This is a genomic window from Streptomyces sp. WM6372 (genome assembly GCF_001279655.1).
Lineage (GTDB): Bacteria > Actinomycetota > Actinomycetes > Streptomycetales > Streptomycetaceae > Streptomyces.
The window spans coordinates 23,003-48,644 of sequence record NZ_LGDB01000191.1 but is presented as its reverse complement, the minus strand read 5'-3'; the positions used below and the strand labels follow the sequence as shown (position 1 = coordinate 48,644).

Sequence of the window (25,642 nt, the reverse complement as noted above, 5' to 3'; positions counted from 1 at the left end):
ACCATGACCACCACCGTCCCCGGCGCCGCCGAGGCCGGGCCCGCGGCGGCAGCGGCCACCGGAAGCAGCCCCTGGCAGCTCGCCCGGCGCGAGCTCCGCCGCCGCCCCGCCGTCCGCGTCAGCCTCTGCGTCGTCCTCCTCTTCGTCCTGATGGCCGCCACCGCGCCCTGGCTGGGCGCGCTCGGCGGCTGGTCCCCCGAGGAGTTCGACAAGGCCGCCATCGACCCCTACCTCGGCGGCCAGCCCCTCGGCTCCCTCGGCGGGATCAGTCCCGAGCACTGGCTCGGCGTCGAACCCGTCACCGGCCGCGACCTGTTCGCCCGCGTCGTCCACGGCGCCCAGGTCTCCCTCCTCATCGCCTTCGCCGCCACCGCCATCGTCGTCGTCGCGGGCACCGCCGCCGGGATCGCCGCCGGCTACTTCGGCGGCCGCACCGACACGGTCCTGTCCCGCCTGATGGACCTGACCATGTCCTTCCCCTCCCTCATCTTCATGATCGCGATGCTGTCGGTGGCCAAGGACGTCAACCGGATCGTGCTCATGACCGCCGTCATCGGCGTCTTCGGCTGGCCCGGCGTCGCCCGCGTCGTCCGCGGCCAGACCCTCTCCCTCAAACACCGCGAGTACGTGGACGCCGCCCGCGTCGGCGGCGCCGGCTCCTGGCGGATCCTGACCCGCGACATCCTCCCGGGAGTCTCCGGCCCGGTCATCGCCTACACCACCCTGCTCATCCCCGGCATGATCAGCACCGAGGCCGCGCTCAGCTACCTCGGCGTGGGCGTCCGCCCGCCGACCCCGTCCTGGGGCCAGATGATCGCCGAGTCCGTCGCCTTCTACGAGACCGACCCCATGTACTTCGTCATCCCGAGCACCTTCCTCTTCCTCGCGGTACTCGCCTTCACCCTGCTCGGCGACGCCCTGCGCGACATCCTCGACCCGAGGGGCGGCCGCACGTGATCCTCTACCTCGCGCGCCGGCTGCTCGCCCTCGCGGGCGTCCTGCTCGCCATCGCCGCCGTGACCTTCCTCATCTTCTACGTCCTGCCCTCCGACCCGGCCGCGGCCGCCTGCGGCAAGACCTGCAGCGCCGAACGGCTGGCCGACGTACGGGCGTACCTCGGCCTGGACCAGCCGGTGTGGCGGCAGTTCGCGGACTTCCTCACCGGCATCTTCACCGGCCGCACCCTCGGCACCGGCCAGTACGCCGTCCAGTGCGACTTCCCGTGCCTGGGCTACTCCTACGAGAACTCCCTGCCCGTGTGGGACCTGCTGATGGACCGCCTCCCGGTCTCCGCCTCCCTCGCCGTCGGCGCCGCCGCGCTGTGGCTGGTGCTCGGCCTCGGCGCCGGGGTGACCGCCGCCCTGCGCAAGGACACCGCCACCGACAAGGCCCTGATGGTCGGCGCCGTCGCCGCCGCCTCGCTGCCCGTCTACTTCACCTCCGTGATGCTCATCTACGGGGTCATCCGGGTCGCCGGGCTCCTGCCCTACCCCACCTACCAGGCCTTCACCGACAATCCGCTCGCCTGGGCGGCCAACCTGCTGCTGCCGTGGACCGCGCTCGCCCTGCTGTACGCGGCCATGTACGCCCGCCAGAGCCGCGGCTCGATGATCGAGGCGATGGCCGAGCCGTACATCCGTACCGCCCGCGCCAAGGGCATGCCCGAGCGCACGGTCGTCGTCAAGCACGGCCTGCGCTCCGGGATGACCCCGATCCTCACCATCTTCGGCATGGACCTCGGCGGGCTGCTCGCCGGCGCCGTCATCACCGAGTCCATCTTCGGACTCCCGGGCATCGGGAGGCTGTTCTACGGGGCACTGGTCAGCTCGGACCAGCCGGTGGTCCTCGGGGTCACGCTGCTCGCCGCCTTCTTCATCGTCGTCGCCAACCTCGTCGTCGACCTCCTGTACGCCGTCATCGACCCGAGGGTGAGGTACTGATGGCCGTTCCCCCCGAGGCCCGGCTCCCCGGCGCCCCGCTCCCCGGCGCCCCGCGCGCCGAGGCCCCGCTCCTCGCCGTACGCGACCTGCACGTCACCTTCGCCACCCCGCGCGGCACCGTACGGGCCGTCGACTCGCTCGGCTTCACCGTCGAGGCCGGGCGGACCCTCGGCATCGTCGGCGAATCCGGATCCGGCAAGTCCGTCACCTCGCTCGCCGTCATGGGCCTGCACCGGGGCGCCGAGGTCGGCGGCTCCATCGCCCTCGCCGGGCAGGAGCTCACCGGGATGTCCGAGAAGGCGCTGTCCCGGCTGCGCGGCCGGAAGATGGCCATGATCTTCCAGGACCCGCTGTCGAGCCTGCACCCCTACTACACGGTCGGCGAGCAGATCGCCGAGCACTTCCGCGTGCACTTCAAGGCCGGCCGGGCCGCCGCCCGCAAGCGGGCCGTCGACATGCTCGGCGAGGTCGGCATCCCGGAACCGGCCCGCAGGGCCGGGGAGTACCCGCACCAGTTCTCCGGCGGCATGCGCCAGCGCGCGATGATCGCCATGGCCCTGGCCTGCGAACCCGATCTGCTGATCGCCGACGAGCCCACCACGGCCCTCGACGTGACCGTGCAGGCGCAGATCCTGGAACTCATCGCCCGGCTCCAGCAGGAGCGCGGCCTCGGCGTCGTGATGATCACCCACGACCTGGGGGTCGTCGCCCGCGTCGCCCACGAGGTACTGGTCATGTACGGCGGCCGGGCCGCCGAACAGGCCGGGGTCGACGAGCTGTTCGCCGACCCGGCGCACCCCTACACCCGGGGCCTGCTCGACTCGCTGCCCCGCCTGGACGACGCCGACGACGATCCGCTGCGGGCGATCCCCGGCTCCCCGCCCTCCCTGCTCACGCCCGCCCCGGGGTGCGCGTTCGCCCCGCGCTGCGGTCTCGCCGCCGCGGCCACGCCGGAGCAGCGCGGCCGCTGCGACGGCGAGCGCCCCGAGCTGTTGCCCCAGGGCGCGGGCCCGCGCACCGCCGCCTGTCATTTCGCGGGGGCCGGCGCCCCGGTGTCCCCGGCGTCCGGCGCGGTGGCCGCCGCCGGGCCCGCCGCGTCCGCCGGGCCCGCCGGGCCCGTCGCGTCCGCCGACTCCGTACCGACCCCGACGCGTGCTCCGGAGGCGACCCGATGACCGTAGAGGCCCGTCCCCCGGACACCACCGCACGCGCGGAGGGGGCCGGGAAGGAGCCGGCCCCGCCCGGGCCGCTGCTCTCCGTACGCGACCTGACCATGGCCTTCCCCGGTAGACGCACCGCGTCCGGGCGCCGGGGGGCGCCCGTGCGCGCCGTCGACGGGGTCTCCTTCGACCTCGCGGCGGGCGAAACCCTCGGCCTGGTCGGGGAGTCGGGCTGCGGGAAGTCCACCACCGGCCGGATGCTCGTCCGGCTGCTGGAACCCACCTCCGGCAGCATCACGTTCGACGGACAGGACATCACGAGGCTCTCGCAGCGCGGCCTGCGCCCGCACCGGCGCCACCTCCAGATGGTCTTCCAGGACCCGCACTCCTCCCTCAACCCCCGCCAGACGGTGGCCCGGATCATCTCCGACCCGCTGCTCGTGCAGGGCTGGTCGGCCTCCGACGCGCGCCGCCGGGCGGCCGAGCTGATGGACCTGGTCGGGCTGATCCCGGAACACATCGACCGCTACCCGCACGAGTTCTCCGGCGGCCAGGCCCAGCGCATCGGGATCGCCCGCTCCCTGGCCACCAGCCCCCGGCTGATCGTCGCCGACGAGCCGGTCTCCGCCCTCGACGTCTCCGTCCAGGCGCAGATCGTCAACCTGATGGAACGGCTGCGCCGCGAACTGGGCCTGGCGTACGTGTTCATCGCGCACGACCTGTCCGTGGTGAAACGGGTCAGCGACCGGGTCGCCGTCATGTACCTCGGCCGGATCGTCGAGATCGGCGAGAAGCGCGCCCTGTACGAGAACCCTCAGCACCCGTACACCCGGGCGCTGCTCTCCGCCGTACCGCTGCCGGACCCGGCGGCCGAGCGGCGGCGCGAGCGGATCGTGCTGCTCGGCGACCCGCCGAGCCCGGCCGCCCCGCCCCCGGGCTGCACGTTCCACCCGCGCTGTCCGAAGGCGCAGGAGGTCTGCCGCACGGACCGCCCGCTGCTGCGGATCGCCGCCTCCCGCGAGGTGGCCTGCCACTTCCCCGGTGACTGACGGGGATCCAGGGGAAGAAGAAGGAGGGCCCCGGCGCCGACACGATCGGCTCCGGGGCCCTCCGCTGTTCCGGATGCCCGGGGGGCAGGGGGCGTCCGGGGGTGCCCCCGCGGCGGACCGCCCGACGGGCCGATGGCATGATCACGGCGTGACCAGCGAAATCACCCGGCCGGGCCCCGCGAAGTTCGTCCTCTTCGACGTCGACGGCACGTTGATCGACGCGGCGGCCAACCAGCGCCGGGTCTGGGCGACCTGGGCGGCACGGTACGGACTGGACCCCGACGCGGTCCACCGCGTGGCGCTGCGGACCCGTCCCATGGAGACCTTCGCCGAAGTGGCGCCCGGACACGACCCGCGGGCCTGCCTCGCCGCGCTGCACGAACTGGAGGACGAAGACGTCCGCTCCGGTGCCTACGCCGCCTTCCCCGGTGCGCCGGAGCTGCTGTCCGGCCTGCCCGCGGGAGGCTGGGCGCTGGTGACCTCGAACTACGAGCACCGGGTGCGCGGGCGGTTCGCGCGGACCGGACTGCCGGTACCGGGCGTACTCGTCGACGCCGCCGCCGTCCCCGAGGGCAAGCCGTCGCCGGTCCCCTACCTGCTGGCCGCGGAGCGCCTCGGTGCCGGGCCGCAGGACTGCCTGGTCATCGAGGACGCGCCGGCAGGCGTCGAGTCCGGGCTGCGGGCCGGCATGACGGTGTGGGGGGTCAACACCCCGACCCCGGTGGACGGGGTGCACCGCCACTTCGCGAGCCTGCACGAGGCGGCGCCCGCGATCCTCGCCTTCGCGACCGGGCTCTCTGCCGGTTAGGCCAGTTCGCGGCGGAAGAACTCCAGCTCCAGCGCCGCGATCTTCTCCCGGGTCCCGTTCGGGGTCATGTGCGTGACCCCGGGGAGGGCCAGGAGCTGGTGGGGGCGGCCCGCGTCCGTCAGCGCCTGCGAGAGGCGCAGGGTGTGCGAGGGGTGGACGTTGTCGTCGGCCAGGCCCGTGATCAGCAGGAGCGGCCGGGACAGGCCCGGGGCGTCGGGGATCAGGGAGTCCCGCTCGTAGACGTCCGGGTGGTCCTGGGGGAGGCCCAGGTACCGCTCGGTGTACGCCGTGTCGTAGTGGCGGAAGTCCGTCGGCGCGGCCCCGGCGGCCGCCGCGTGGAAGACGTCCGGGCGGCGCAGCACCGCCATCGCGGAGAGGTAGCCGCCGTACGACCAGCCGCGCACCCCGACCCGGCCGAGGTCCAGGTCGCCGTGGCGGGCGGCGAGCGCGTGCAGGGCCGCGACCTGGTCGTCCAGGGTGACTTCGGAGAACCCGCGGTACACGGCGTGGGTGAAGTCGGGCGAGACGTACGAGGTCCCGCGGTTGTCGACGGTCACCACCGCGAAGCCCCGGTCGGCCCACCACTGGCGCTGCTGCCAGCGGCGCGGCTCGGCGCAGACGTCCTGGTAGCCGGGGCCGCCGTAGCTGTCCATCAGCACGGGCAGCCGCCGGCCGGGGACATGGCCGCGGGGGAGCACGAGCGCGGTGGGGATGCCGTGCTCGGTGACCCGCTCCAGCACCGGGACCACCCGGTACGGCAGCGGCGCGGACAGGTCGCCGGGTACGAACTCGCGCCCGTCGGGGGTGCGTACGATGCGCCGGATCCCGTCGGCGTCGGCGCTGGTCAGCAGCAGCGTCCCGGCCGAGGCGCGGACGGAGTGCACGCCGGGTCCGTCGGCGAGCGGGGTCAGGTTCCCCGTCGCGGGGTCGAGGAGCAGCACCTGCTGCTCGGCGGGGTCGCGCAGCCCGGCCTCGATCAGCAGCCGGTCCTGGTGGACCCCGGCCACCCCGCGGACCTGGATCCCGTTCCCGGTCAGCGGTTCCCCGTCGAGGGCGAGGCCGCGGGCGGCGCCGCCCGGAGTGTCGGCGGCGGTGAGCATCCGCCCGTCGGCGAGCCGGGCCGGGGTGCCGGGCAGCGGGTCGACCCAGTGCGGGTGCACGGTACGTGACAGCTCCCGGGTACGGCCGGTGGCCGGGTCGGCGGTGAGCAGCAGCACGTTCTGCTGGAGCCGGTCCTGGACGGTCAGCAGGATCTCCGTCTCCGACTCCCAGTCGGCGTCGGAGACGTACGGGTACGCGGCCGCGTCCCAGTCGAGCCGGACCCGGGCGCCGTCCGGGCGGAGCACCCACAGCTGGACCTCGGCGTTGGGGCCGCCCGCCTCGGGGTACGCGAAGTCCTCGGCCGGGAGCTCGGGACGCGCGGGGTCGGCGAAGTGGCGCCGCTGGAGGCCGGATTCGTCCACGCGGGCGGCCAGCAGGGTCTGCCCGTCGGGGGACCACCAATGGCCCCGGTCCCGGTCCAGCTCCTCGGCGGCGGCGAACTCCGCGAGGCCCCAGCGGGCTCCGTCGTCCGGGCTGATCCGGCCGCCGGGGGAGGTGTGCAGGGCGTCGCCGGTGACGTAAGCGGTGCGGGAGCCGTCGGTGTTGGGGCGGGGATCGAGGGCGGGCCCGGCGGCCGGGATCTCCTCGGCCGGCTTGGCGGTCCCCTCGCCGGACCTCTCGTAACCCACCTGGTACAGCCGCCCGTGCAGTGGGAACACCGCGCTGCGGCCGTCGCCGGAGAGCGCGTACGAGCCGATTCCGGCGGCCACGAGCCGGGTCCGCTCCCGCAGCCGGCGCTCGGCGGCCGGCAGGGCGCCCGGCTCGGGGGACAGTTCGCGCGGGTCGGCGAGCCGGGTCTCGGCGCCGGTGGCGGTGTCCAGGACCCAGAGGCTGTCGAAGGCGTCGGTGGGGCCGGTGGAGCGGAGGAACCAGAGCAGCCGGCCGTCGTCCCCGAAGGAGAACGCGCGCGGGGCGCCGTAGGTGAAGCGGCCGGTGCTCGCGGAGAGCCTGAGGAAGTCATCCATGATCCGCAGTGTGTCATGTGAAATGGCACACTGTACATGTCATGCAGCCTAGCCCATTCGAGTGGTGTACCCCCCGCTCCAGGTTTAGCGTCGAAAAGGTGGATGGGAACGCAACGCCGATCAGCAACGGGACCGACGGCAAGGTCCGAGGAAGCGGCAACGGGCTCGCGCTGTTCGTCATCGCGTCCTGCCAGCTCATGGTCGTTCTCGACATCACCATCGTGAACATCGCGCTCCCGCACATCCAGACGGCCCTCGGCTTCTCCACCGAGAGCCTGTCCTGGGTCGTCAACGCCTATACCCTCACCTTCGGCGGACTGCTCCTGCTCGGCGGACGCACCGGCGACATCCTCGGCCGCAAGCGCGTGTTCATCTCCGGCGTGCTGCTCTTCGGCCTGGCCTCGATGCTGGGCGGACTCGCGCAGAACGAGGGCCAGCTGATGGGCGCCCGGGCCCTCCAGGGCGTCGGCGCCGCCATCGCCTCCCCGACCGCGCTGGCGCTGATCTCCACCACCTTCCGCGAAGGCCCGGCCCGCAACCGGGCGTTCGGCGTGTTCGCCGCGGTCTCGGCGGGCGGCGGCGCGATCGGACTGCTGGCCGGCGGCATCCTCGTCGAATGGCTCAGCTGGCGCTGGGTGCTCTTCGTCAACGTCCCCATCGCCTTGGCCATCGCCTTCATGGCCAGGCGGGTCATCCGCGAATCCGAACGCCACCCCGGACACTTCGACCTCGCCGGCGCACTGCTGTCCACCCTGGGCATGGTCTCGCTCGTCTACGGCTTCATCCGCGCCGCCGAGGAGGGCTGGACCGACCCGATCACCCTCGGTTCCTTTGGGGCGGCCGTGGTCCTGCTCCTGCTGTTCTTCCTCAACGAGCGGCGTTCGCCACAGCCGATCACGCCGCTGCACATGTTCGCCGACCGCAACCGGGCCGGCTCCTACGGGATCATGCTCTTCCTCGCCTGCGCCATGTTCGGCATGTTCTTCTTCCTGACCCTGTTCGTGCAGAACGTGCTGGGGTTCAGCCCGCTGGAGGCGGGCCTCGCCTTCCTGCCGGTGAGCGCCGTCATCGCCGTCGGCGCGGGGATCACCTCCCAGCTGCTGCCGAAGTTCGGGCCGAAACCCTTCATGGTGACGGGCGCGCTGTGCTCGGCGGCCGGCCTGGCCTGGCTGACGCAGACCGACATCCACTCCACGTACCTCGGCAGCATCCTGGGCCCGATGCTCGTGTTCAGCCTCGGCATGGGCATGCAGTTCGTCTCGCTGACCCTGATGGCCCTGTCCAACGTCGCCGACCGGGAGTCGGGCGCGGCCTCCGGCCTGCTCAACACGACGCAGCAGGTGGGCGGATCGCTCGGCCTGTCCATCCTGGTCACCGTCTTCGGCACGGCCAGCCGCAACGAGGCGCACGACCAGGTCCCGGCCTTCCTGAGCCAGGCCGATCCGGCCCAGAAGGCCATGTTCCTGCGGACCGGCCGGCTGCCGGACCCGTGGGGCGACCAGGTGCTCACCTCCGGCGTGAGCGCCGCGTTCATCGTCGCGGCCTGCTTCGCCCTCATCGCGGCGGTCATCGCGCTGTTCGCGATCCAGGTCCGCCCCTCGGACCTGGAACGCCTCAAGGGCAACCACACACCGGCCGCCGTCTAGCGGGTCACCGGGTCACCGGGTCGCGTGCCGGATGCGGCAGCGGATCGGGCCGTCCGCCCGCAGGGTGATTCCGGCGCTGACCGGTATCTCGGTGTCCACGGCCTCGAACGAGCAGGTCCGCAGGATCATCGCCAGCGCGATCACCGACTCCAGCATCGAGAAGTGCTGCCCGATGCAGGCGCGCGGGCCGCCGCCGAACGGGAACCAGGCGTAGCGGGGGCGGCCGGCCTCCGCCTCCGGGGTGAAGCGGTCCGGGTCGAAGCGGTCCGGATCCGGCCAGTAGCGGGGGTGGCGGTGCGTCACCCACGGCGCCAGGATCACGTCCGAGCCCGCCGGGATGGTCCGGCCCCCCACCTCGGTGGCCGCGACCGAGCCGCGGCCGATCACCGGGGCCGCCGGGTAGAGCCGCATCGCCTCCTTGAGGACCTGCGTGAGGTACGGGAGCCGGTCCAGGTCGGCGGCCTCCGGCGGACGGTCGCCCAGGACGCGGGAGATCTCCTCGCGGGCCCGCGCCTGCTGCTCGGGGTGGCGGGCCAGCAGGTGCAGGGAGAAGGCGAGCGAGGTGGCGGTCGTCTCGTGCCCGGCGAGCAGGAAGATCAGTACCTGGTCGCGCAGTTCGGCGGCGTCGAACTCACCGTCGTCCGTGCTCGTGGCGGCGGCGAGCAGGCTCAGCAGGTCCTCGCCCCCGGCCGCGGTCCCGCTGCGCCGCTCGGCGATGATCCTGTCGCAGACCGCGTACAGCTCGTCCATCGCGGCGGCGGCCCGCTTGTTGCCCGGAGTGGGCCAGCTGCGCGGGATGTTGGCGGGGGAGTAGCCGCGGCGCAGCACGTACTCCGTGATGACCGGAAAACACCGGTCGACGACGTCGACCGTGGCCTCCACGTCGGTACCGAACAGGATGCGGGCGACCGCGCGCAGGGCGAGCCGCATCATCTCCTCGCCGACGTCGATCACGGAGCCCGGAGCCAGCTCCCAGCCCTCGACGACGGCCCGGGTCTCGGCGGCGACGGCGCCGGCGTAGCCGTCCACCCGGCGCTTGGTGAACAGCGGCTGGACCAGCCGCCGCTGGCGCATGTAGTCCTCGTCCTGGCTGGTCAGCAGACCGTTCCCGAAGGAGTCCCGGAGCTCCTGGTAGAAGGCGTTGTCCTTGCGGAAGTTGGCCGACTCCGCGGCCAGGACCTGCTGCGCGCCCTCCGCGGAGAAGACGCAGTAGAGCTCGGCGCGCAGCCCGGGCGGCCCGGCGGTTATCCGTACGACGTCGCCGTGCCGCTGCTGGGCGCGCAGGTAGGTCCCGAGCGAGTCCGATCTCAGGTCGAAGAGGGAACCGAGCAGCGGGACCCCCGCGAGCGCGGGAACCTCCGTACCACCGGTTCCGCCGTCCGTCCGTGTTTCCACTGCCATGGCCGCCCCCTCGACACCGTACCGACGGCCCCGATTCTGCACGTCCGGCGGCTGCGACGCCGTGGACGCCGGCGCCGACCGGCGCGATCCAGCCGCCCGGCAGGCGTCCGCGTGCGACCGGCTGCTCGTCGCAGGCGATGCCGTCCTCGTCCCGGTCGAGGGCCTCGCGGTACCCGGCCGAACTTCTTCCCGGCCGGCGAGGCCATCGCGGGCGTACGGGGCGAGGGCGACGGCGAGGTCGACGCGCCGGAGCCCCGCCGTTCCCCCGAGCGGGGCAACGGCGGGGCTCCGGGGCACGAGCCGGGCGCGGACTAGATGTCCCTGAAGATCTCGATCTGGGCACCCACCGAGTTGAGGCGTTCCGCGAGTTCTTCGTAACCGCGGTTGATGACGTAGACGTTGCGCAGGACCGAGGTGCCTTCCGCCGCCATCATCGCCAGCAGGACGACCACCGCCGGGCGGAGGGCCGGCGGGCACATCATCTCCGCCGCGCGCCAGCGCGTCGGGCCCTCGACCAGGACGCGGTGGGGGTCCAGGAGCTGGAGGCGGCCGCCGAGGCGGTTGAGGTCCGTCAGGTAGATGGCCCGGTTGTCGTACACCCAGTCGTGGATCAGCGTCTGGCCCTGGGCCGAGGCCGCGATGGCCGCGAAGAACGGGACGTTGTCGATGTTCAGCCCGGGGAACGGCATCGGGTGGATCTTGTCGATCGGGGCTTCGAGCTTCGAGGGGCGGACCGTCAGGTCGACCAGGCGGGTACGGCCGTTGTCCGCCGTGTACTCCGCCGAGCGGTCGTGGTCGAGGCCCATCTCCTCCAGCACCGCGAGCTCGATCTCCATGAACTCGATCGGGACCCGGCGGATCGTCAGCTCCGACTCCGTGACCACCGCGGCGGCGACCAGGCTCATCGCCTCGACCGGGTCCTCGGAGGGGGAGTAGTCCACGTCCACGTCGATGTTCGGGACGCCGTGGACGGTCAGCGTCGTCGTGCCGATGCCGTCCACCCGTACGCCGAGCGCCTCCAGGAAGAAGCACAGGTCCTGGACCATATAGTTGGAGGAGGCGTTGCGGATGACGGTGGCGCCGTCGTGCCGGGCGGCGGCCAGCAGCGCGTTCTCGGTGACCGTGTCCCCGCGCTCGGTCAGCACGATCGGGCGGCCGGGGGAGACCCCCGCCTCGACCTTCGCGTGGTAGATGCCCTCGGTCGCCGTGATGTCCAGGCCGAAGCGGCGCAGCGCGATCATGTGCGGCTCGATGGTGCGGGTACCGAGGTCGCAGCCGCCGGCGTACGGCAGGCGGAACTGGTCCATCCGGTGCAGCAGCGGACCCAGGAACATGATGATGCTCCGGGTCCGCCGGGCCGCGTCCGCGTCCATGGCGTCCATGTCGAGGCGGGCCGGCGGGACGATCTCCAGGTCCACGCCCTCGTTGATCCAGCGGGTGCGGACGCCGATGGAGTTCAGGACTTCGAGGAGCCGGTAGACCTCCTCGATGCGGGCGACCCGGCGCAGCACCGTACGGCCCTTGTTGAGCAGCGAGGCGCACAGCAGTGCCACGCAGGCGTTCTTGCTCGTCTTGACGTCGATGGCGCCGGACAGCCGGCGGCCGCCGACGACCCGCAGGTGCATCGGGCCGGCGTAGCCCAGAGAGACGATCTCGCTGTCGAGAGCTTCACCGATTCGGGCGATCATCTCAAGGCTGATGTTCTGGTTGCCGCGCTCGATCCGGTTCACGGCGCTCTGGCTGGTGCCGAGTGCGTCCGCGAGTTGACTCTGCGTCCAGCCCCGGTGCTGCCGGGCGTCACGGATGAGCTTGCCGATGCGTACGAGGTAGTCGTCTGCCATGGGTGCACCGTATCTCAGATATGAGATGTCGCCTGCGTCGGGTGTGGCAGACGGGTGTTACCGACCGTCAGGTCCACCCGTCTCCCAACACATCACTCCTATTACGGACATCCAGCTCATTGTGCCGGTTAGTGGCCGCACGCGTGGTGGCGGCCGCCGTGCACCGCCGCGTACGCCGCCGGGCGCGGTCCGGACCCCGCGCGGGCCGCCCGGGCCGCCGCGGCGCGGCCCGCCGCCGACCCGGCGTCGTGCACCACCCGGCCGCCGACCAGGGTCATCCGTACGCCGGTTCCGCTGATGTCGGCCACCGGACAGCGGGTCACATCCCGGTCCAGCAGCACCAGGTCCGCCGCCTTGCCCGGCTCCACCGTCCCCGTCAGCCCCTCCTGCCGCAGCTGCCACGCCGTCCCGGCCGTGTGCATCCGCAGCACCGAGTTCCGGCTCAGTCCCTCCAGCTCCCGGTACAGCTCGCCCGTCCCGTACGCGCCCTGCCGGTCGATCGCGGTCCGCAGCTGGTTCCACACCTGGAGCGCGTCGACCGGCCAGTCCGAGCCACCCGTCAGCCGGGCCCCCGCCCGCTCCAGGCTGCGCGCCGGGTACATCCACCGGTGGCGCTCCGGGCCGATGTACGGGAGCAGCGCGTCCATCGTCCAGGTGTCCTGCGCCGCCCACTGGAGCTGCATGCACGCCGCGACGCCCAGCTGCGCGAACCGCCGCAGGTCCGCCGGGTCCACGATCTGCAGGTGGGCGATCGCGTTGCGCGCGTCCCGCTGCCCGGTCACCCGGTGGGCGTACGCGTACCCGTCCAAAGCGGTCCGTACCGCCCGGTCCCCGAGCCCGTGGGCGTGCAACTGCCAGCCGGCCTTGTTGAACGCCGCCGTCAGCCGGCCGTAGTCGGCCGCCGAGGTGTAGAGCTCGCCCCGGTTCGCCGTCGGCTTCCCGTTCCCGTCCAGGTACGGCTCCAGCAGCGCGGCCGTCTGCGCCGGGTACTCGATGACCCCGTCCAGGAACACCTTGACCATCCCGAACCGCAGGCCCCGCACCCCCTCGAACTCCTTGCGCAACCCGCGCGCGTACGCCAGTGCGGCCGCCGGGTCCTTGGTCTGGCCGGCGTCGAGCCGGATCGCCGGCACGATCCGCTGCGGCAGCTTCCCCGCCGCCGCCAGGGCCTGGTAGAGCTCCAGCTCGTGCCGCCCGACGAGGGCGTCCATCATCGTGGTGACCCCGGACGCCGCCGCCAGCTCCAGCACCTTCGCGCAGGCCGCGACCAGTTCGGCCCGGGAGGGCTCCGGAATGTGCCGCTTCACCAGGTCCTGCGCGTCGTCCTTCAGGACACCCGTCGGCTGCCCGTCCGGACCCTTCACGATCCGGCCGCCGACCGGGTCCGGGGTGGCCGCGGTGATCCCGGCGATGTCCAGGGCCCGCCGGTTGACCCAGAGGTTGTGCCCGTCGCCGCCGACCAGCGCGACCGGTCTGCGGGTCGCCAGCGCGTCCAGCATCGAGTGGTGCGGCACGCTCCCGGTCGGCAGCAGCCCGACCGGGTTCCAGTCCTCCACCACCAGCCAGCGGTCCGGCTCCGCGTCCGCGCCCCCGGTGTCGGCGAGGAAGCCTGCCAGCAGCTCCCGCAGCTCGGGCAGCGTGGTCTCCGCCCCCTCCAGCGAGGGCCGCAGGGACCGGTCGCCGGCGCCCAGCGGGTGCAGGTGGCCGTCGTGGATGCCGCTCATCACGGTGTTCCCGCGCGCGTCGACGACCTCGGTGTCCCGCCCGACGTGCCGGCGCACCGCCGAACCGCTCCCGGTGGCCAGGATCTTCCCGTCCCGGCCGACCGCGACCGCCTCGACCGGCGCCCCGCCGCCCGTGGTCCCGGTGAACACCCGGGCGTTGTGGATCACCAGGGCGGCCGAGCCGCGCCCGCCGGAGGCGGTGGCGGTGGCGGTGGCGGAGGCGGTGGCGGTGGCCGCGGCCGCCGGCCCCGCGCCCAGCAGACCGGCCGCACCCGCCGCCCCGACGGCCCCGAGGAGGCCCCGCCGGGACAGGGGGGAAGAGAAGGAAGCAGAGGTCATGGCCACTCCAAACGTCGGTGTGGCCAGGACACTGTTTGATTAACCCCTTAACCAGAACCCGCCGCGGCCGACGAAATCCGCACCGCCGTCCGTACGATGACCCCGTGCCCGGCCCCGGACCGACCATCGCCGACATCGCGCGCGCCGCGGAGGTCTCCACCGCGACCGTCTCCCACGCGCTGGGCGGCACCGGCCGCGTCGGCGAGTCCACCCGCCGCCGGGTCCGCGAGGTGGCGGCCGCCCTCGGCTACAGCGCCCGCCGCGGCCCCCGCACCCGTACGCTCGGCCTCGCCGTCACCACGTACGCGGGCTCGGCCTGGAACTACGTCGAGATCGCCTACTTCTCCCGGCTGCTGACCGCCGCCACCGCGGCCGCCCACGCCCGCGGCTACGCCCTCACCCTGCTGCCCGCCGACCGCGGCGCCGAGCCGCTGTGGCACGACCTCGCCGTCGACGGGATGCTGCTCCTCGACAGCCCGGCCGGCGATCCGGTGCTCCGCGCCCTGCGGGCCCGCGGCCTGCCGGTGGTCTTCGACGGCCGGCCCCCGGAGCCGCGGCCCGAGGACGTGTGGGTGGACAACGACCACGAGGTCGCCACCCGCGAGGTCCTCGACCACCTCGCGGCCGCCGGGGCCACGCGGATCGCGCTGCACTCGGCGTACGGCCGCGAGTACTACACGGAAGCCGTCACCTCGGCCTACACCCGCTGGTGCGCCGAGCGCGGGGCGGAGCCGCTGGTGGTCCCCTTCGACCCCGAGGACACCCCGGGCCACGCCTTCGACCCCGTGTTCGCCGGGCCCGGCCGCCCCCGCCCCGACGCCGTGTACTGCGTGTACGACCCCGGCGGCCGCCAGGTGCTGGCCGCCGCCGCCCGGCACGGGCTGCGGATACCGCACGAGCTGCTGCTCGTCTGCGCGAGCGAGGACCCCTCGTACGCGGCGGGCGACCCTCCGGTGAGCACCGTGACCCTGCGCCCGGAGGTGATCGGGGAGAGCGCCGTCGCCGCGCTGGTCGCGCTGCTCGAATCCCCGCACGGAGCGGAGCCCGGCCAGCTGACCGTCCCGGCCGCGCTGACCGTACGCACGTCCTCGCGCACGCCTCCGCGCTCGGCCGCGGGCACGCCGCCGCTGTGATCTGGCCCATGCCGTGCATGACCAGGGCGCGGCAATGCACTAGAGTTATCTCGACATCGAGATATCTGCCGAAGGCGTACCGCAGCCGCCCCTGCTGGTAAGGCTCACCTAACTTAGCCTTACCTTAGCGGATTGGCCACAGGGCGTGGCGGCAGGATTGCGGTAATACGCGCGAATTTCATGCATGAAGGAGACTGTCGTGTCGGCGAACAGCTTCGACGCCCGCAGCACGCTGCAGGTGGGCGACGAGTCGTACGAGATCTTCCGGCTGGACAAGGTTGAGGGCGCTGCCCGCCTTCCCTACAGCCTGAAGGTGCTGCTGGAGAACCTGCTCCGCACCGAGGACGGCGCGAACATCACCGCCGACCACATCCGGTCGCTCGGGAACTGGGACTCGCAGGCCCAGCCCAGCGAGGAGATCCAGTTCACGCCGGCCCGCGTGATCATGCAGGACTTCACCGGCGTCCCCTGCGTCGTGGACCTCGCCACCATGCGCGAGGCCGTGAAGGCCCTCGGCGGCGACCCGGCGAAGATCAACCCGCTCTCGCCCGCCGAGATGGTCATCGACCACTCGGTCATCGCCGACAAGTTCGGCACGAAGGACGCCTTCGCGCAGAACGTCGAGCTGGAGTACGGCCGCAACAAGGAGCGCTACCAGTTCCTGCGCTGGGGCCAGACCGCCTTCGACGACTTCAAGGTCGTCCCCCCGGGCACCGGCATCGTCCACCAGGTCAACATCGAGCACCTGGCCCGCACCGTCATGGTCCGGGGTGGCCAGGCGTACCCCGACACCCTCGTCGGCACCGACTCGCACACCACCATGGTCAACGGCCTGGGCGTGCTGGGCTGGGGCGTCGGCGGCATCGAGGCCGAGGCCGCGATGCTCGGCCAGCCGGTCTCCATGCTGATCCCGCGCGTCGTGGGCTTCAAGCTGACCGGCGAGCTGCCGACCGGCACCACCGCCACCGACCTGGTGCTGACGATCACCGAGATGCTGCGCAAGCACGGCGTCGTCGGCAAGTTCGTCGAGTTCTACGGTGAGGGCGTCGCCGCCACCTCGCTCGCGAACCGCGCCACCATCGGCAACATGTCGCCGGAGTTCGGCTCCACCGCCGCGATCTTCCCGATCGACGACGAGACGCTGAAGTACCTGCGCCTGACGGGCCGCGACGCCCAGCAGGTCGCCCTGGTCGAGGCGTACGCCAAGGAGCAGGGCCTGTGGCTGGACCCGGCCGCCGAGCCGGACTTCTCCGAGAAGCTGGAGCTCGACCTCTCCACGGTCGTCCCCTCCATCGCCGGTCCGAAGCGCCCGCAGGACCGCATCATCCTGGCGAACGCCTCCCAGCAGTTCGCCCTGGACGTGCGCAACTACGTCGAGGACGACGACGAGGCGGGCAAGGAGTCCTTCCCGGCCTCCGACGCCCCGGCCGCCGCCAACGGCGTGCCGACCCGCCCGACCCAGGTCACCCTGGCCGACGGCACCTCCTTCGAGATCGACCACGGCGCCGTCACCGTCGCCGCGATCACCTCCTGCACCAACACCTCGAACCCCTACGTCATGGTCGCCGCGGCGCTCGTGGCCAAGAAGGCGGTCGAGAAGGGCCTGTCCCGCAAGCCGTGGGTCAAGACCACCCTGGCCCCGGGCTCGAAGGTCGTCACCGACTACTTCGACAAGGCCGGCCTGACCCCGTACCTGGACAAGATGGGCTTCAACCTCGTCGGGTACGGCTGCACCACCTGCATCGGCAACTCCGGTCCGCTGGACGAGGAGATCTCGAAGGCGATCAACGAGCACGACCTCGCGGTCACCTCGGTGCTCTCCGGCAACCGCAACTTCGAGGGCCGGATCAACCCCGACGTCAAGATGAACTACCTGGCCTCCCCGCCGCTGGTCGTCGCGTACGCCATCGCGGGCTCCATGAAGGTGGACATCACCAAGGACGCCATCGGCACCGACACCGAGGGCAAGCCGGTCTTCCTCCAGGACATCTGGCCGTCCGAGGCCGAGGTCAACGACGTCGTGGCGAACGCCATCGGCGAGGACATGTTCAGCAAGTCCTACCAGGACGTCTTCGCGGGCGACGCCCAGTGGCAGGCGCTGTCGATCCCGACCGGCAACACCTTCGAGTGGGACCCGCAGTCCACCTACGTCCGCAAGCCCCCTTACTTCGAGGGCATGACGATGGAGACCACCCCGGTCTCCGACATCGCCGGCGCGCGCGTGCTGGCGAAGCTGGGCGACTCGGTCACCACCGACCACATCTCCCCGGCCGGTGCGATCAAGGCCGACACCCCGGCCGGCAAGTACCTCACCGAGCACGGCGTCGAGCGCCGCGACTTCAACTCGTACGGTTCCCGCCGCGGCAACCACGAGGTCATGATCCGCGGTACCTTCGCCAACATCCGCCTGCGCAACCAGATCGCGCCGGGCACCGAGGGCGGCTTCACCCGCGACTTCACGGTCGAGGGCGCGCCGGTCTCCTTCATCTACGACGCCTCCCAGAACTACCAGGCCGCCGGCATCCCGCTGGTCATCCTGGCGGGCAAGGAGTACGGCTCGGGCTCGTCCCGCGACTGGGCCGCCAAGGGCACCGCGCTGCTCGGCGTCAAGGCCGTCATCGCCGAGTCCTACGAGCGCATCCACCGCTCGAACCTGATCGGCATGGGCGTGCTCCCGCTCCAGTTCCCGGAGGGCGCCTCGGCGGCCTCGCTGGGCCTCACCGGCGAGGAGACCTTCTCCTTCACCGGTGTGGAGGAGCTGAACAACGGCACCACCCCGCGCACCGTCAAGGTCACCACCGACACCGGTGTGGAGTTCGACGCGGTCGTCCGCATCGACACCCCCGGTGAGGCGGACTACTACCGCAACGGCGGCATCATGCAGTACGTGCTCCGCAACCTCATCCGAGGCTGAGCTCCGTAGCGGCACCAAAGGGCCGTATCCCCGTCAAGGGGGTACGGCCCTTCCGCTTTTTCCGGCCCGGTCCAGGTTTCGGGGAGGTCTCAACTCGGAAAAGCTGACGGACAACCGTGTGCATGATCTTGCTCACATGAACGGAAGTGGACTATACCTGTGCCTCGTCCGGATCATCGCGTTACGAGCGGCACCGGACCGGGGGGTGGCGGGAGCTGCGGTGACGTCCGTATGTGCGGTGACCACGGGCATTCGCCGAGTCTCGGCCTCCTTCACACTTCTGACGAAGGCGAGGACATGAGCATGGGATCCACTGGTGAGGGCATCGGCCGCCGTGACCTGATCAAGCGCTCCGCGGCACTGGGACTGATCTCGGTGCCCACGATGAGCTTCCTGTCCGCCTGCGCCTCCGGCGGCGAGGACACCACGAAGGGGCCGGACAAGGGCGCGGTGACCAAGGAGAACCCGTTCGGCGTCGCCAAGGGCGGCAAGCTCGACGTCGTCGTCTTCAAGGGAGGGTTCGGCGACGACTACGCGAAGGCCTGGGAAGCCGCCTTCGACAAGAAGTGGGGCACCACCAGCTCCCACCTGGGCACCCAGGAGATCGCCGCCAAGCTCCAGCCCCGCTTCAACGGGGGCAACCCGCCGGACGTCATCGACGACTCGGGCGCCCAGCAGATCAAGGTCGACGTCCTCGCCAAGGGCGGCCAGCTCGCCGAGCTCACCCCGGTGCTCGACGCGCCCTCGCTCGACGACCCGGCCAAGAAGGTCCGGGACATGCTCATCCCCGGCACCGTCGAACAGGGCACCCAGGGCGGAAAGTTCGTCGCCCTCTACTACGTCTACACCGTGTTCGGCTTCTGGTACTCGGGCAAGCTCTTCAAGGAGAAGGGCTGGGCCGAGCCGAAGACCTGGGACGAGTTCCTGGACATCTGCACCAAGGCCAAGGCCGCCGGCATCGGCGGACTCGCCCACCAGGGCAAGTTCCCGTACTACATCAACGTCGTCATCATGGACCTGATCGCCAAGAAGGGCGGTCTGGAGGCCATGAAGGCGATCGACAACCTGGAGCCGAACGCCTTCGAGGGCAACCCCGCCGCCCTCGCCGCCGTCGAGGCGGTCTACGAGGTCGTCGAGAAGGACCTGCTGATGGCCGGCACCAACGGCCTCACCCACACGGAGTCCCAGACCGCGTGGAACCAGTACAAGGCGGCCTTCATCCCCTCCGGCTCCTGGCTGGAGAACGAGCAGCTCAAGCAGACCCCGGACGACTTCGACATGAAGTTCCTGCCGGTGCCGACGCTCGCCGACAGCAAACTGCCCTTCGAGGCCATCCGGGCCGGCGCCGGCGAGCCCTTCATCGTCCCGGAGAAGGCCGCCAACAAGGCCGGCGGCCTGGAGTTCCTCCGCTCGATGCTGTCGCGCGAATGGTCGACCCTCTTCGCCCAGCAGGCCAACTCCCTCACCGTGGTCAAGGACGGCGTCGACCCGAACGTCAAGCTGCGCCCGGGCACGGCGTCGGCGGTCGCGGCCGTCAAGACGGCCGGGACGAACACCTTCAACTACCTGTACCCCGACTGGTACAGCGAGATGGACACCGAGATCCAGAACGCGTCCAATGAGCTGATGGCCAAGCGGATCCAGCCAAAGGAATGGATCAAGCGGGCCCAGGCTGCGGTAGACAAGGCTGCCAAGGACCCGAACGCCAAGAACAACCACCGCAGCTGACATCGTCCAAGGGGCGGACACCATGAGCCAAGTAGCCCAGGGCAAGGGAAGGATCGGCTTCATCGCCGGCTTCCTCATCCTGCCGCTCGCGCTGTACCTGACTTTCGTCATCTGGCCGTACATTCAGACGTTCGGCTACTCCTTCACCAACTGGTCCGGACAGTCGCCCACGTTCGACTTCGTCGGCCTGGACAACTACTCCGCGCTGATGAAGGACGAGGTCTTCCGCGGAGCCCTGTGGCACAACCTGCTGCTCCTGGTGTTCGTCCCGACCATCACCATCCTGCTGGCCCTCTTCTTCGCCTTCATGGTGAACGCGGGAGGGCGCAGCGGGGCGGGCGGGGTGCGGGGCGTCCGCGGCTCCTCCGTCTACAAGATCGTCTACTTCTTCCCGCAGGTCCTGTCGCTGGCCATCCTCGCCGTGCTGTTCGGCGCGGTGTACCGCAGCGACGAGGGCGGGCTGCTCAACGGGTTCCTCACCAAGCTGGGCCTGGTGGACCCGGCCCACCCCGTCGAATGGCTCAACCAGCCGAACCTCGTGCTGTGGTGCCTGCTCCTGGTGGTGGTCTGGCACGGAGTCGGCTTCTACCTGGTCCTCTTCTCGGCCGCCATGCAGTCCGTGCCCAAGGACATCTACGAGGCCGCGCTGCTCGACGGCGCCGGGCGCGCCCAGACCTTCCTCAAGGTCACGCTGCCCCTGCTGTGGGACTCCGTACAGACCTCCGCGGTCTACCTGGGCATCGCCGCCATGGACATGTTCGTGCTGGTGTCGACCATGACCTCCGGCCAGTTCGGCGGCGGGCCCGACCACCACAGCGAGGTCATGGCCACCGTGCTGATGCGCAACTTCCTGTACTTCGGCAAGAGCGGCTACGCCTGCGCCATGGGCGTGGTCATGCTCGTCCTGACCATGATCCTCTCCGTCGTCACGCTGCGCGCCACCCGCCGCGAGCGCATCGAGTTCTGAGAGGAGATCCCCGATGACTGCAGAGTCCACAGTGGTCAAGGCGCCGGGCGAGGCCTCGGCCGAGCGGTCCGGCGGCAGCGGCCGCTCCAAGGAGGGCGCGAAGAGCGGCTCCGACGGCATGGTGCTGAACGTCTTCTCCCACGGCTTCCTCGCCGTCTGGGCGATACTGATCGTCCTGCCCCTGATCTGGCTGGCGCTCGGCTCCTTCAAGACCGACTCCCAGATCGGCGGCTCGGCCCTCAGCTGGCCCTCCAACTGGCACTTCGACGCCTTCTCCCGGGCCTGGGACAAGGGCATCGGCGACTACTTCGCCCACACGCTGATCGTGATGGTGTTCTCGGTCCCGCTGACCATGCTGCTCGGCTCGATGGCGGCGTACGTACTGGCCCGCTACCCCTTCCCCGGGAACCGGCTCTTCTACTACTTCTTCGTCAGCGGGGCCATGTTCCCCGTCTTCCTGGCGCTCGTCCCGCTGTTCTTCATGGTCAAGCGCCTGGACATGCTCAACACGTACCAGGGTCTGATCCTGGTCTACGTGGCCTACTCGATGCCGTTCACCGTCTTCTTCATGCACTCCTTCTTCCGCACGCTGCCGACGGCCGTGCACGAGGCGGCGGTGATCGACGGGGCCTCCGACACCCGGATCTTCTTCCAGGTGATGCTGCCGATGGCCAAGCCCGGCCTGATCAGCGTCGGGATATTCAATGTCCTGGGCCAGTGGAACCAGTACATCCTGCCCTCCGTGCTGATGCAGCCGCAGACCGGATCGGACCCCGAGCGCTACATGCTCACCCAGGGCCTGATCCAGCTGCAGTACCAGATGGGGTACGAGACGGACCTGCCGGTGCTGTTCGCCGGCGTGACCATCGCGATGATCCCGATGCTGGTGGTCTACCTGTCCTTCCAGCGGCAGATCCAGGCCGGCCTGACCTCGGCCACCCTCAAGTAGCGGAGGCCGACGGGTCGGGCACGACCGACCAGCTGACCGCCGAGACGGACGGGTCGAGCGAGAGGTTGCTCACCGCTTCCTCCAGCATCCGGCCCCCCGCCGCCCCCTCGGCGGTCAGCAGCGCCGACACCGTCACCAGGCCGGCCTTCGGGCCGTCCTGGCTGCGGATCGAGCGCAGCGTGTAGCCGGGCCGGCCGAGCGCGTCGACCAGCCGGTGGCGGATGTGGGCCTCCTCCGCCTCCAGGCACACGGCCTCGAAGTGGAAGTCGGTGGCCACCTCCGCCCCGCCGCGCGGCTCGCGGTCCAGGCGCCGGCCCAGCGGGCGCAGCAGGAGGTTGGCCCCCACCACGCCCGCCGTGCCGAAGGCCGCCAGGAGGAACATCCCGGTGCCGGCCAGGCAGCCCACGGCCGCCGAACACCACAGGGTGGCGGCCGTGTTCAGGCCCCGTACGCTCAGCCCGTCGCGCATGATCACGCCGGCGCCGAGGAAGCCGATGCCCGAGACGATCTGGGCGGCGACCCGGGAGCCGTCGTACTGGACCTCCGAGACGGCGCCGATGAACCCGTACTGCGAGAGCAGCACGAACAGCGCCGCCCCGCCCGCCACCAGGGCGTTCGTCCGCAGCCCGGCCATCCGGGCGCGCCACTGCCGCTCCAGGCCGATCGCCGCTCCGAAACCGAGCGCGGCGGCCAGGTGCCCGGCCATCTCCCATTCGTTGAGCAGCATCGGCTCCTCCCCTCCTCTTCGGGTCTTCCGACGGGCCTTACAGCCAGGTGCCGAACCTGCGGATGTACAGGGTCTTCAGGAGCTGCGTGAGCATGCAGTACGCCAGCAGCACGCCGATCAGCCACGGGAAGTAGCTCGCCGGCAGGGCCACGAAGCCCAGCGAGGCGGCCAGCGGCGAGAAGGGCAGGTACAGCCCGGTCAGCACCGCGAGGACGGTCATCACCATCACCGGCCAGGAGGCGCGGGACTGGATGAAGGGGATCTTCCGGGTACGGATCATGTGGACGATCAGGGTCTGCGAGAGCAGGCCCTCGATGAACCAGCCGGACTGGAACAGCGCCTGGTGCGCCTCGCTGTCGGCACCGAACACGTTCCACATGATCACGAACATCGCGATGTCGAAGATCGAGCTGATCGGGCCGATGCAGACCATGAACCGGCCGATGCCCTTGGCGTCCCAGTTGCGGGGCTTACGCAGGTACTCCTCGTCCATCCGGTCCCACGGCGTCGCCAGCTGCGCGATGTCGTAGACCAGGTTCTGCACCAGCAGCATGATCGCGAGCATCGGCTGGAACGGGATGAACGCGCTCGCCACCAGGACCGAGAAGACGTTGCCGAAGTTCGACGACGCGGTCATCTTGATGTACTTGATCGTGTTGCCGAACGTGGTGCGGCCCTGGATCACGCCCTGCTCCAGGACGGTCAGGTCCTTCTCCAGCAGGATGATGTCCGCCGACTCCTTGGCGATGTCGACCGCGGTGTCGACGGAGATGCCGACATCGGCGTCGCGCAGCGCGGCGGCGTCGTTGATGCCGTCCCCGAGGAAGCCGACGGTGTGCCCGTCGGCCTGGAGGGCCCGTACGATCCTGGCCTTCTGGACCGGGTTGACCTTGGCGAAGACCGTCGTACGGGCGGCCAGCGCGCGCAGCGCCGTGTCGTCGAGGGCGTCGGTCTCGGTGCCGAGCACCACGCGCCCGACGTCGAGGCCGACGTCCGCGCAGACCCGGGCGGCCACGAGGTCGTTGTCGCCGGTGACCACCTTGACCGCGACGCCCTTGTCGGCCAGGGCCTGGAGGGCCCGGGCGGCGTCGGCCTTCGGCGGGTCGAGGAAGGCGAGGAAGCCGACCAGGGTCAGCTGCTCCTCGTCCGCGACGGAGTAGGTCTCGCGCGGGGTGTCCATGGTGCGGGTGGCGACGGCGAGGACGCGCAGGCCCTGGCGGTTGTTGTCCTCGGCGATGCGGGTGACGTGGCTGCGCAGCCGCCCGGTGAGTTCGACCCTCTCGCCGCGGTCCCGCATGTGGGTGCACAGGTCCAGGACCTCCTCCACCGCACCCTTGGTGATCATGACGTGCTCGGGGCGGCCGAGCTCGCCGACGATGCTGTTGCGGTCCAGGACCACGGACATCCGGCGGCGGGCGAAGTCGAAGGGGATCTCGTCGACCATCGAGAACCGTGCGTCGACGACAACCTCCTCGGCCTCGTCCACGCGGTTGATGACGGCCTGGTCCATCAGGTTCTTCAGGCCGGTCTGGAAGTGGGAGTTGAGGTACCCGTACTCCAGGACCTCGTCGTCCTCGTTGCCGTGCACGTCCAGGTAGCGGTCCAGGACGATCCGGTCCTCGGTGAGGGTGCCGGTCTTGTCCGTGCAGAGCACGTCCATGGCGCCCAGGTTCTGGATCGCGTTGAGCCGCTTGACGACGACCTTGCGCTGGGACATGGCGACCGCGCCGCGCGCCAGGTTGGCGGAGACGACCATCGGCAGCATCTCGGGGGTCAGGCCGACGGCGACGGCGATGCCGAAGAGGAAGGCCTCGTCCCAGTCGCCCTTGGTGAGGCCGTTGATCGCGAACACGACCGGGACCATGACCAGCATGAAGCGGATCAGCAGGAAGCTGACCTTGCGCACGCCGTTGTCGAAGTTGGTCTGCGGCCGCTCGCCGACCAGCGAGCCGGCCATCGAGCCGAAGTAGGTGTCGGCGCCGGTGGCGACGACCACGCCGGTGGCGGTGCCGGAGGTGACCGAAGTCCCCATCAGGCAGAGGTTGTCGGCCTCGACCGGGTCGGTGCTCTCGCCCCCTCGCTCCGCTGGGGGGACCCCCAGGCCGAGGTCCTCGGACCGAGTGTCGGCCTTGGCGACCGGCAGGGACTCGCCGGACAGCGCGGCCTGGCTGACCATCAGGTCCTTGGAGGTGATGAGCCGCAGGTCGGCCGGGATCAGGTCGCCGGCGGCCAGCTTCACCACGTCGCCCGGGACCACCCGGTCCATGGGCACCTCGAAGGTGGTGGGCGCCGAACCGCTGCCGGCCCGGCGCTGCACCGCGCAGGTGGTGGTGACGAGCTTCTTCAGCGCCTCGGCGGCCCGGCCGGAGCGGAACTCCTGCCAGAAGCGCAGCAGTCCGCTGATCCCCACCATCACGGAGAGGATGACGACGCCCGGATCGGACGGGTCCTGCCACCACATGACGGCGGCGAGGAAGACGAGGACGGCGATGAAGGGGTTCCGGAACGCCTTCGCCAGCTGCACCCACCAGAGCGGGGCGCGCTCGTGGGCGACGGTGTTGGCGCCGTGCCGCTCCAGGCGCAGGGCCGCCTCGGCGTGCGTGAGGCCGCTGCGGGTGGCGCTGAGCTCCTGGAGGACCGAGGCGCCCGGGCGTGCGCTGAACCCGGCGAGCCGCTCGCCGGCGAGCCGGGTGCGGCTCTCCAGCTCGGCGGCCTTGCGCTCGCGGCGGCCCTTGCCCGGCGGTGCGAGCTTGGTAGGGGTACGAGGGGTGAGCATGGTCATGACGAATACCTCCCTCCACCGCGTCCGGGCAGCGCGAAGCCGCACGGTCACGTGGAGTGGTCATGGGTCGGCGCGCGGAGGCGCGAAACGCCGCCGGGCACGCCGAGGGGCATGGATGACGCACGCCCGGCGGACGTGCCGGGGCATGCGGAAGGAAGGGGAGGGGGAGAAAGAAGGAAGGAATGCAGAACCGCACAGGGCAGCGGCGGCGGTGTGTGTGCCGCAGCCGCACCGCGGTGTACCGCGGCCGTGCGCACTCAGGGAAAGATCAGCCGATCAGGTCAGCCGGCGAGAGCGCTGCAAAGACTTCGATCGGGACTCATCCCGAACACCTCCTTGCGTAGCGCCGTCATTGCGGGGCACCCGATCCGGCCCGAAAGCCGCAGAGAACCGGTTGCCTCAGCGACCGTAACACGATCCAGAGGGATGTCTTTCATACTTATGACCGGTAGTGGCCGATTCGTTCTG

The 25,642-nt window shown here is 71.2% G+C and carries 17 protein-coding genes; 11 read left to right on the top strand and 6 right to left on the bottom strand.

Annotated elements, in window-relative coordinates; all coding sequences use genetic code 11:
- Positions 1–3: 3 nt before the first annotated feature.
- The 5 genes from ADK52_RS21175 to ADK52_RS21155 all read left to right on the top strand — a co-directional run bounded on the left by ADK52_RS21175 (position 4) and on the right by ADK52_RS21155 (position 4,957).
- A complete protein-coding gene (locus ADK52_RS21175; RefSeq protein ID WP_053691406.1) occupies positions 4–957 on the top strand; it encodes an ABC transporter permease in 954 nt (317 codons plus the stop codon).
- Positions 954–1,940 carry an ABC transporter permease gene (locus ADK52_RS21170; protein WP_053691405.1) on the top strand — a complete coding sequence of 329 codons (987 nt, stop codon included), beginning with the start codon at positions 954–956 and terminating at the stop codon, positions 1,938–1,940. Before ADK52_RS21175 ends, ADK52_RS21170 begins: the two co-directional genes overlap by 4 nt.
- On the top strand, positions 1,940–3,115 hold the full coding sequence (locus ADK52_RS21165) for an ABC transporter ATP-binding protein (RefSeq protein WP_078988500.1): 1,176 nt from the start codon (positions 1,940–1,942) through the stop codon (positions 3,113–3,115). Before ADK52_RS21170 ends, ADK52_RS21165 begins: the two co-directional genes overlap by 1 nt.
- 98 nt (positions 3,116–3,213) lie before the next feature.
- A complete protein-coding gene (locus ADK52_RS21160; protein WP_234344120.1) occupies positions 3,214–4,149 on the top strand; it encodes an ABC transporter ATP-binding protein in 936 nt (311 codons plus the stop codon).
- Positions 4,150–4,297: 148 nt separating this feature from the next.
- On the top strand, positions 4,298–4,957 hold the full coding sequence (locus ADK52_RS21155; RefSeq protein ID WP_053691403.1) for an HAD family hydrolase: 660 nt from the start codon (positions 4,298–4,300) through the stop codon (positions 4,955–4,957).
- Here the strand turns inward: ADK52_RS21155 and ADK52_RS21150 are convergent.
- Positions 4,954–7,023, bottom strand: coding sequence for a S9 family peptidase (locus ADK52_RS21150; RefSeq protein ID WP_053691402.1), 2,070 nt, complete (start codon positions 7,021–7,023; stop codon positions 4,954–4,956). The two genes, ADK52_RS21155 and ADK52_RS21150, sit on opposite strands and share 4 nt — an antisense overlap.
- 98 nt (positions 7,024–7,121) lie before the next feature.
- Here ADK52_RS21150 and ADK52_RS21145 point away from each other — a divergent pair, with 98 nt between their 5' ends.
- Positions 7,122–8,669, top strand: coding sequence for an MFS transporter (locus ADK52_RS21145; protein ID WP_053691401.1), 1,548 nt, complete (start codon positions 7,122–7,124; stop codon positions 8,667–8,669).
- A 12-nt stretch (positions 8,670–8,681) separates the two neighbouring features.
- Here the strand turns inward: ADK52_RS21145 and ADK52_RS21140 are convergent, their stop codons facing one another.
- The 3 genes from ADK52_RS21140 to ADK52_RS21130 all read right to left on the bottom strand — a co-directional run bounded on the left by ADK52_RS21140 (position 8,682) and on the right by ADK52_RS21130 (position 13,974).
- Positions 8,682–10,070: a cytochrome P450 gene (locus ADK52_RS21140; protein ID WP_053691400.1), complete on the bottom strand. Its 1,389-nt coding sequence runs from the start codon at positions 10,068–10,070 to the stop codon at positions 8,682–8,684.
- 311 nt (positions 10,071–10,381) lie between these two features.
- Entirely contained in the window at positions 10,382–11,911 is a 1,530-nt protein-coding gene (locus ADK52_RS21135) for a helix-turn-helix domain-containing protein (protein ID WP_030863101.1), read from the bottom strand.
- 128 nt (positions 11,912–12,039) lie between these two features.
- Entirely contained in the window at positions 12,040–13,974 is a 1,935-nt protein-coding gene (locus tag ADK52_RS21130; RefSeq protein WP_199828529.1) for an amidohydrolase, read from the bottom strand.
- A 104-nt stretch (positions 13,975–14,078) separates the two neighbouring features.
- On the opposite strand from ADK52_RS21130, the gene ADK52_RS21125 reads away from it, so the two are divergent.
- From ADK52_RS21125 to ADK52_RS21105, 5 genes are all read left to right on the top strand, one after another.
- Positions 14,079–15,107 carry a LacI family DNA-binding transcriptional regulator gene (locus tag ADK52_RS21125; protein WP_053691399.1) on the top strand — a complete coding sequence of 343 codons (1,029 nt, stop codon included), beginning with the start codon at positions 14,079–14,081 and terminating at the stop codon, positions 15,105–15,107.
- 184 nt (positions 15,108–15,291) lie between these two features.
- Positions 15,292–18,021: an aconitate hydratase AcnA gene (acnA, locus tag ADK52_RS21120; protein ID WP_053691398.1), complete on the top strand. Its 2,730-nt coding sequence runs from the start codon at positions 15,292–15,294 to the stop codon at positions 18,019–18,021.
- A 303-nt stretch (positions 18,022–18,324) separates the two neighbouring features.
- Positions 18,325–19,749, top strand: coding sequence for an N-acetylglucosamine/diacetylchitobiose ABC transporter substrate-binding protein (ngcE, locus tag ADK52_RS21115; RefSeq protein ID WP_053691397.1), 1,425 nt, complete (start codon positions 18,325–18,327; stop codon positions 19,747–19,749).
- Positions 19,750–19,771: 22 nt separating this feature from the next.
- The gene (locus tag ADK52_RS21110; protein ID WP_030154508.1) at positions 19,772–20,716 is read left to right on the top strand and encodes a carbohydrate ABC transporter permease; all 945 of its coding nucleotides are present in this window, start codon (positions 19,772–19,774) and stop codon (positions 20,714–20,716) included.
- Positions 20,717–20,729: 13 nt separating this feature from the next.
- On the top strand, positions 20,730–21,665 hold the full coding sequence (locus tag ADK52_RS21105; protein WP_053691396.1) for a carbohydrate ABC transporter permease: 936 nt from the start codon (positions 20,730–20,732) through the stop codon (positions 21,663–21,665).
- Here the strand turns inward: ADK52_RS21105 and ADK52_RS21100 are convergent.
- Entirely contained in the window at positions 21,658–22,392 is a 735-nt protein-coding gene (locus ADK52_RS21100) for an MgtC/SapB family protein (RefSeq protein ID WP_053691395.1), read from the bottom strand. The genes ADK52_RS21105 and ADK52_RS21100 overlap by 8 nt on opposite strands.
- A gap of 37 nt (positions 22,393–22,429) precedes the next feature.
- On the bottom strand, positions 22,430–25,174 hold the full coding sequence (gene mgtA, locus ADK52_RS21095) for a magnesium-translocating P-type ATPase (protein WP_107090133.1): 2,745 nt from the start codon (positions 25,172–25,174) through the stop codon (positions 22,430–22,432).
- Positions 25,175–25,642 lie beyond the last annotated feature (468 nt).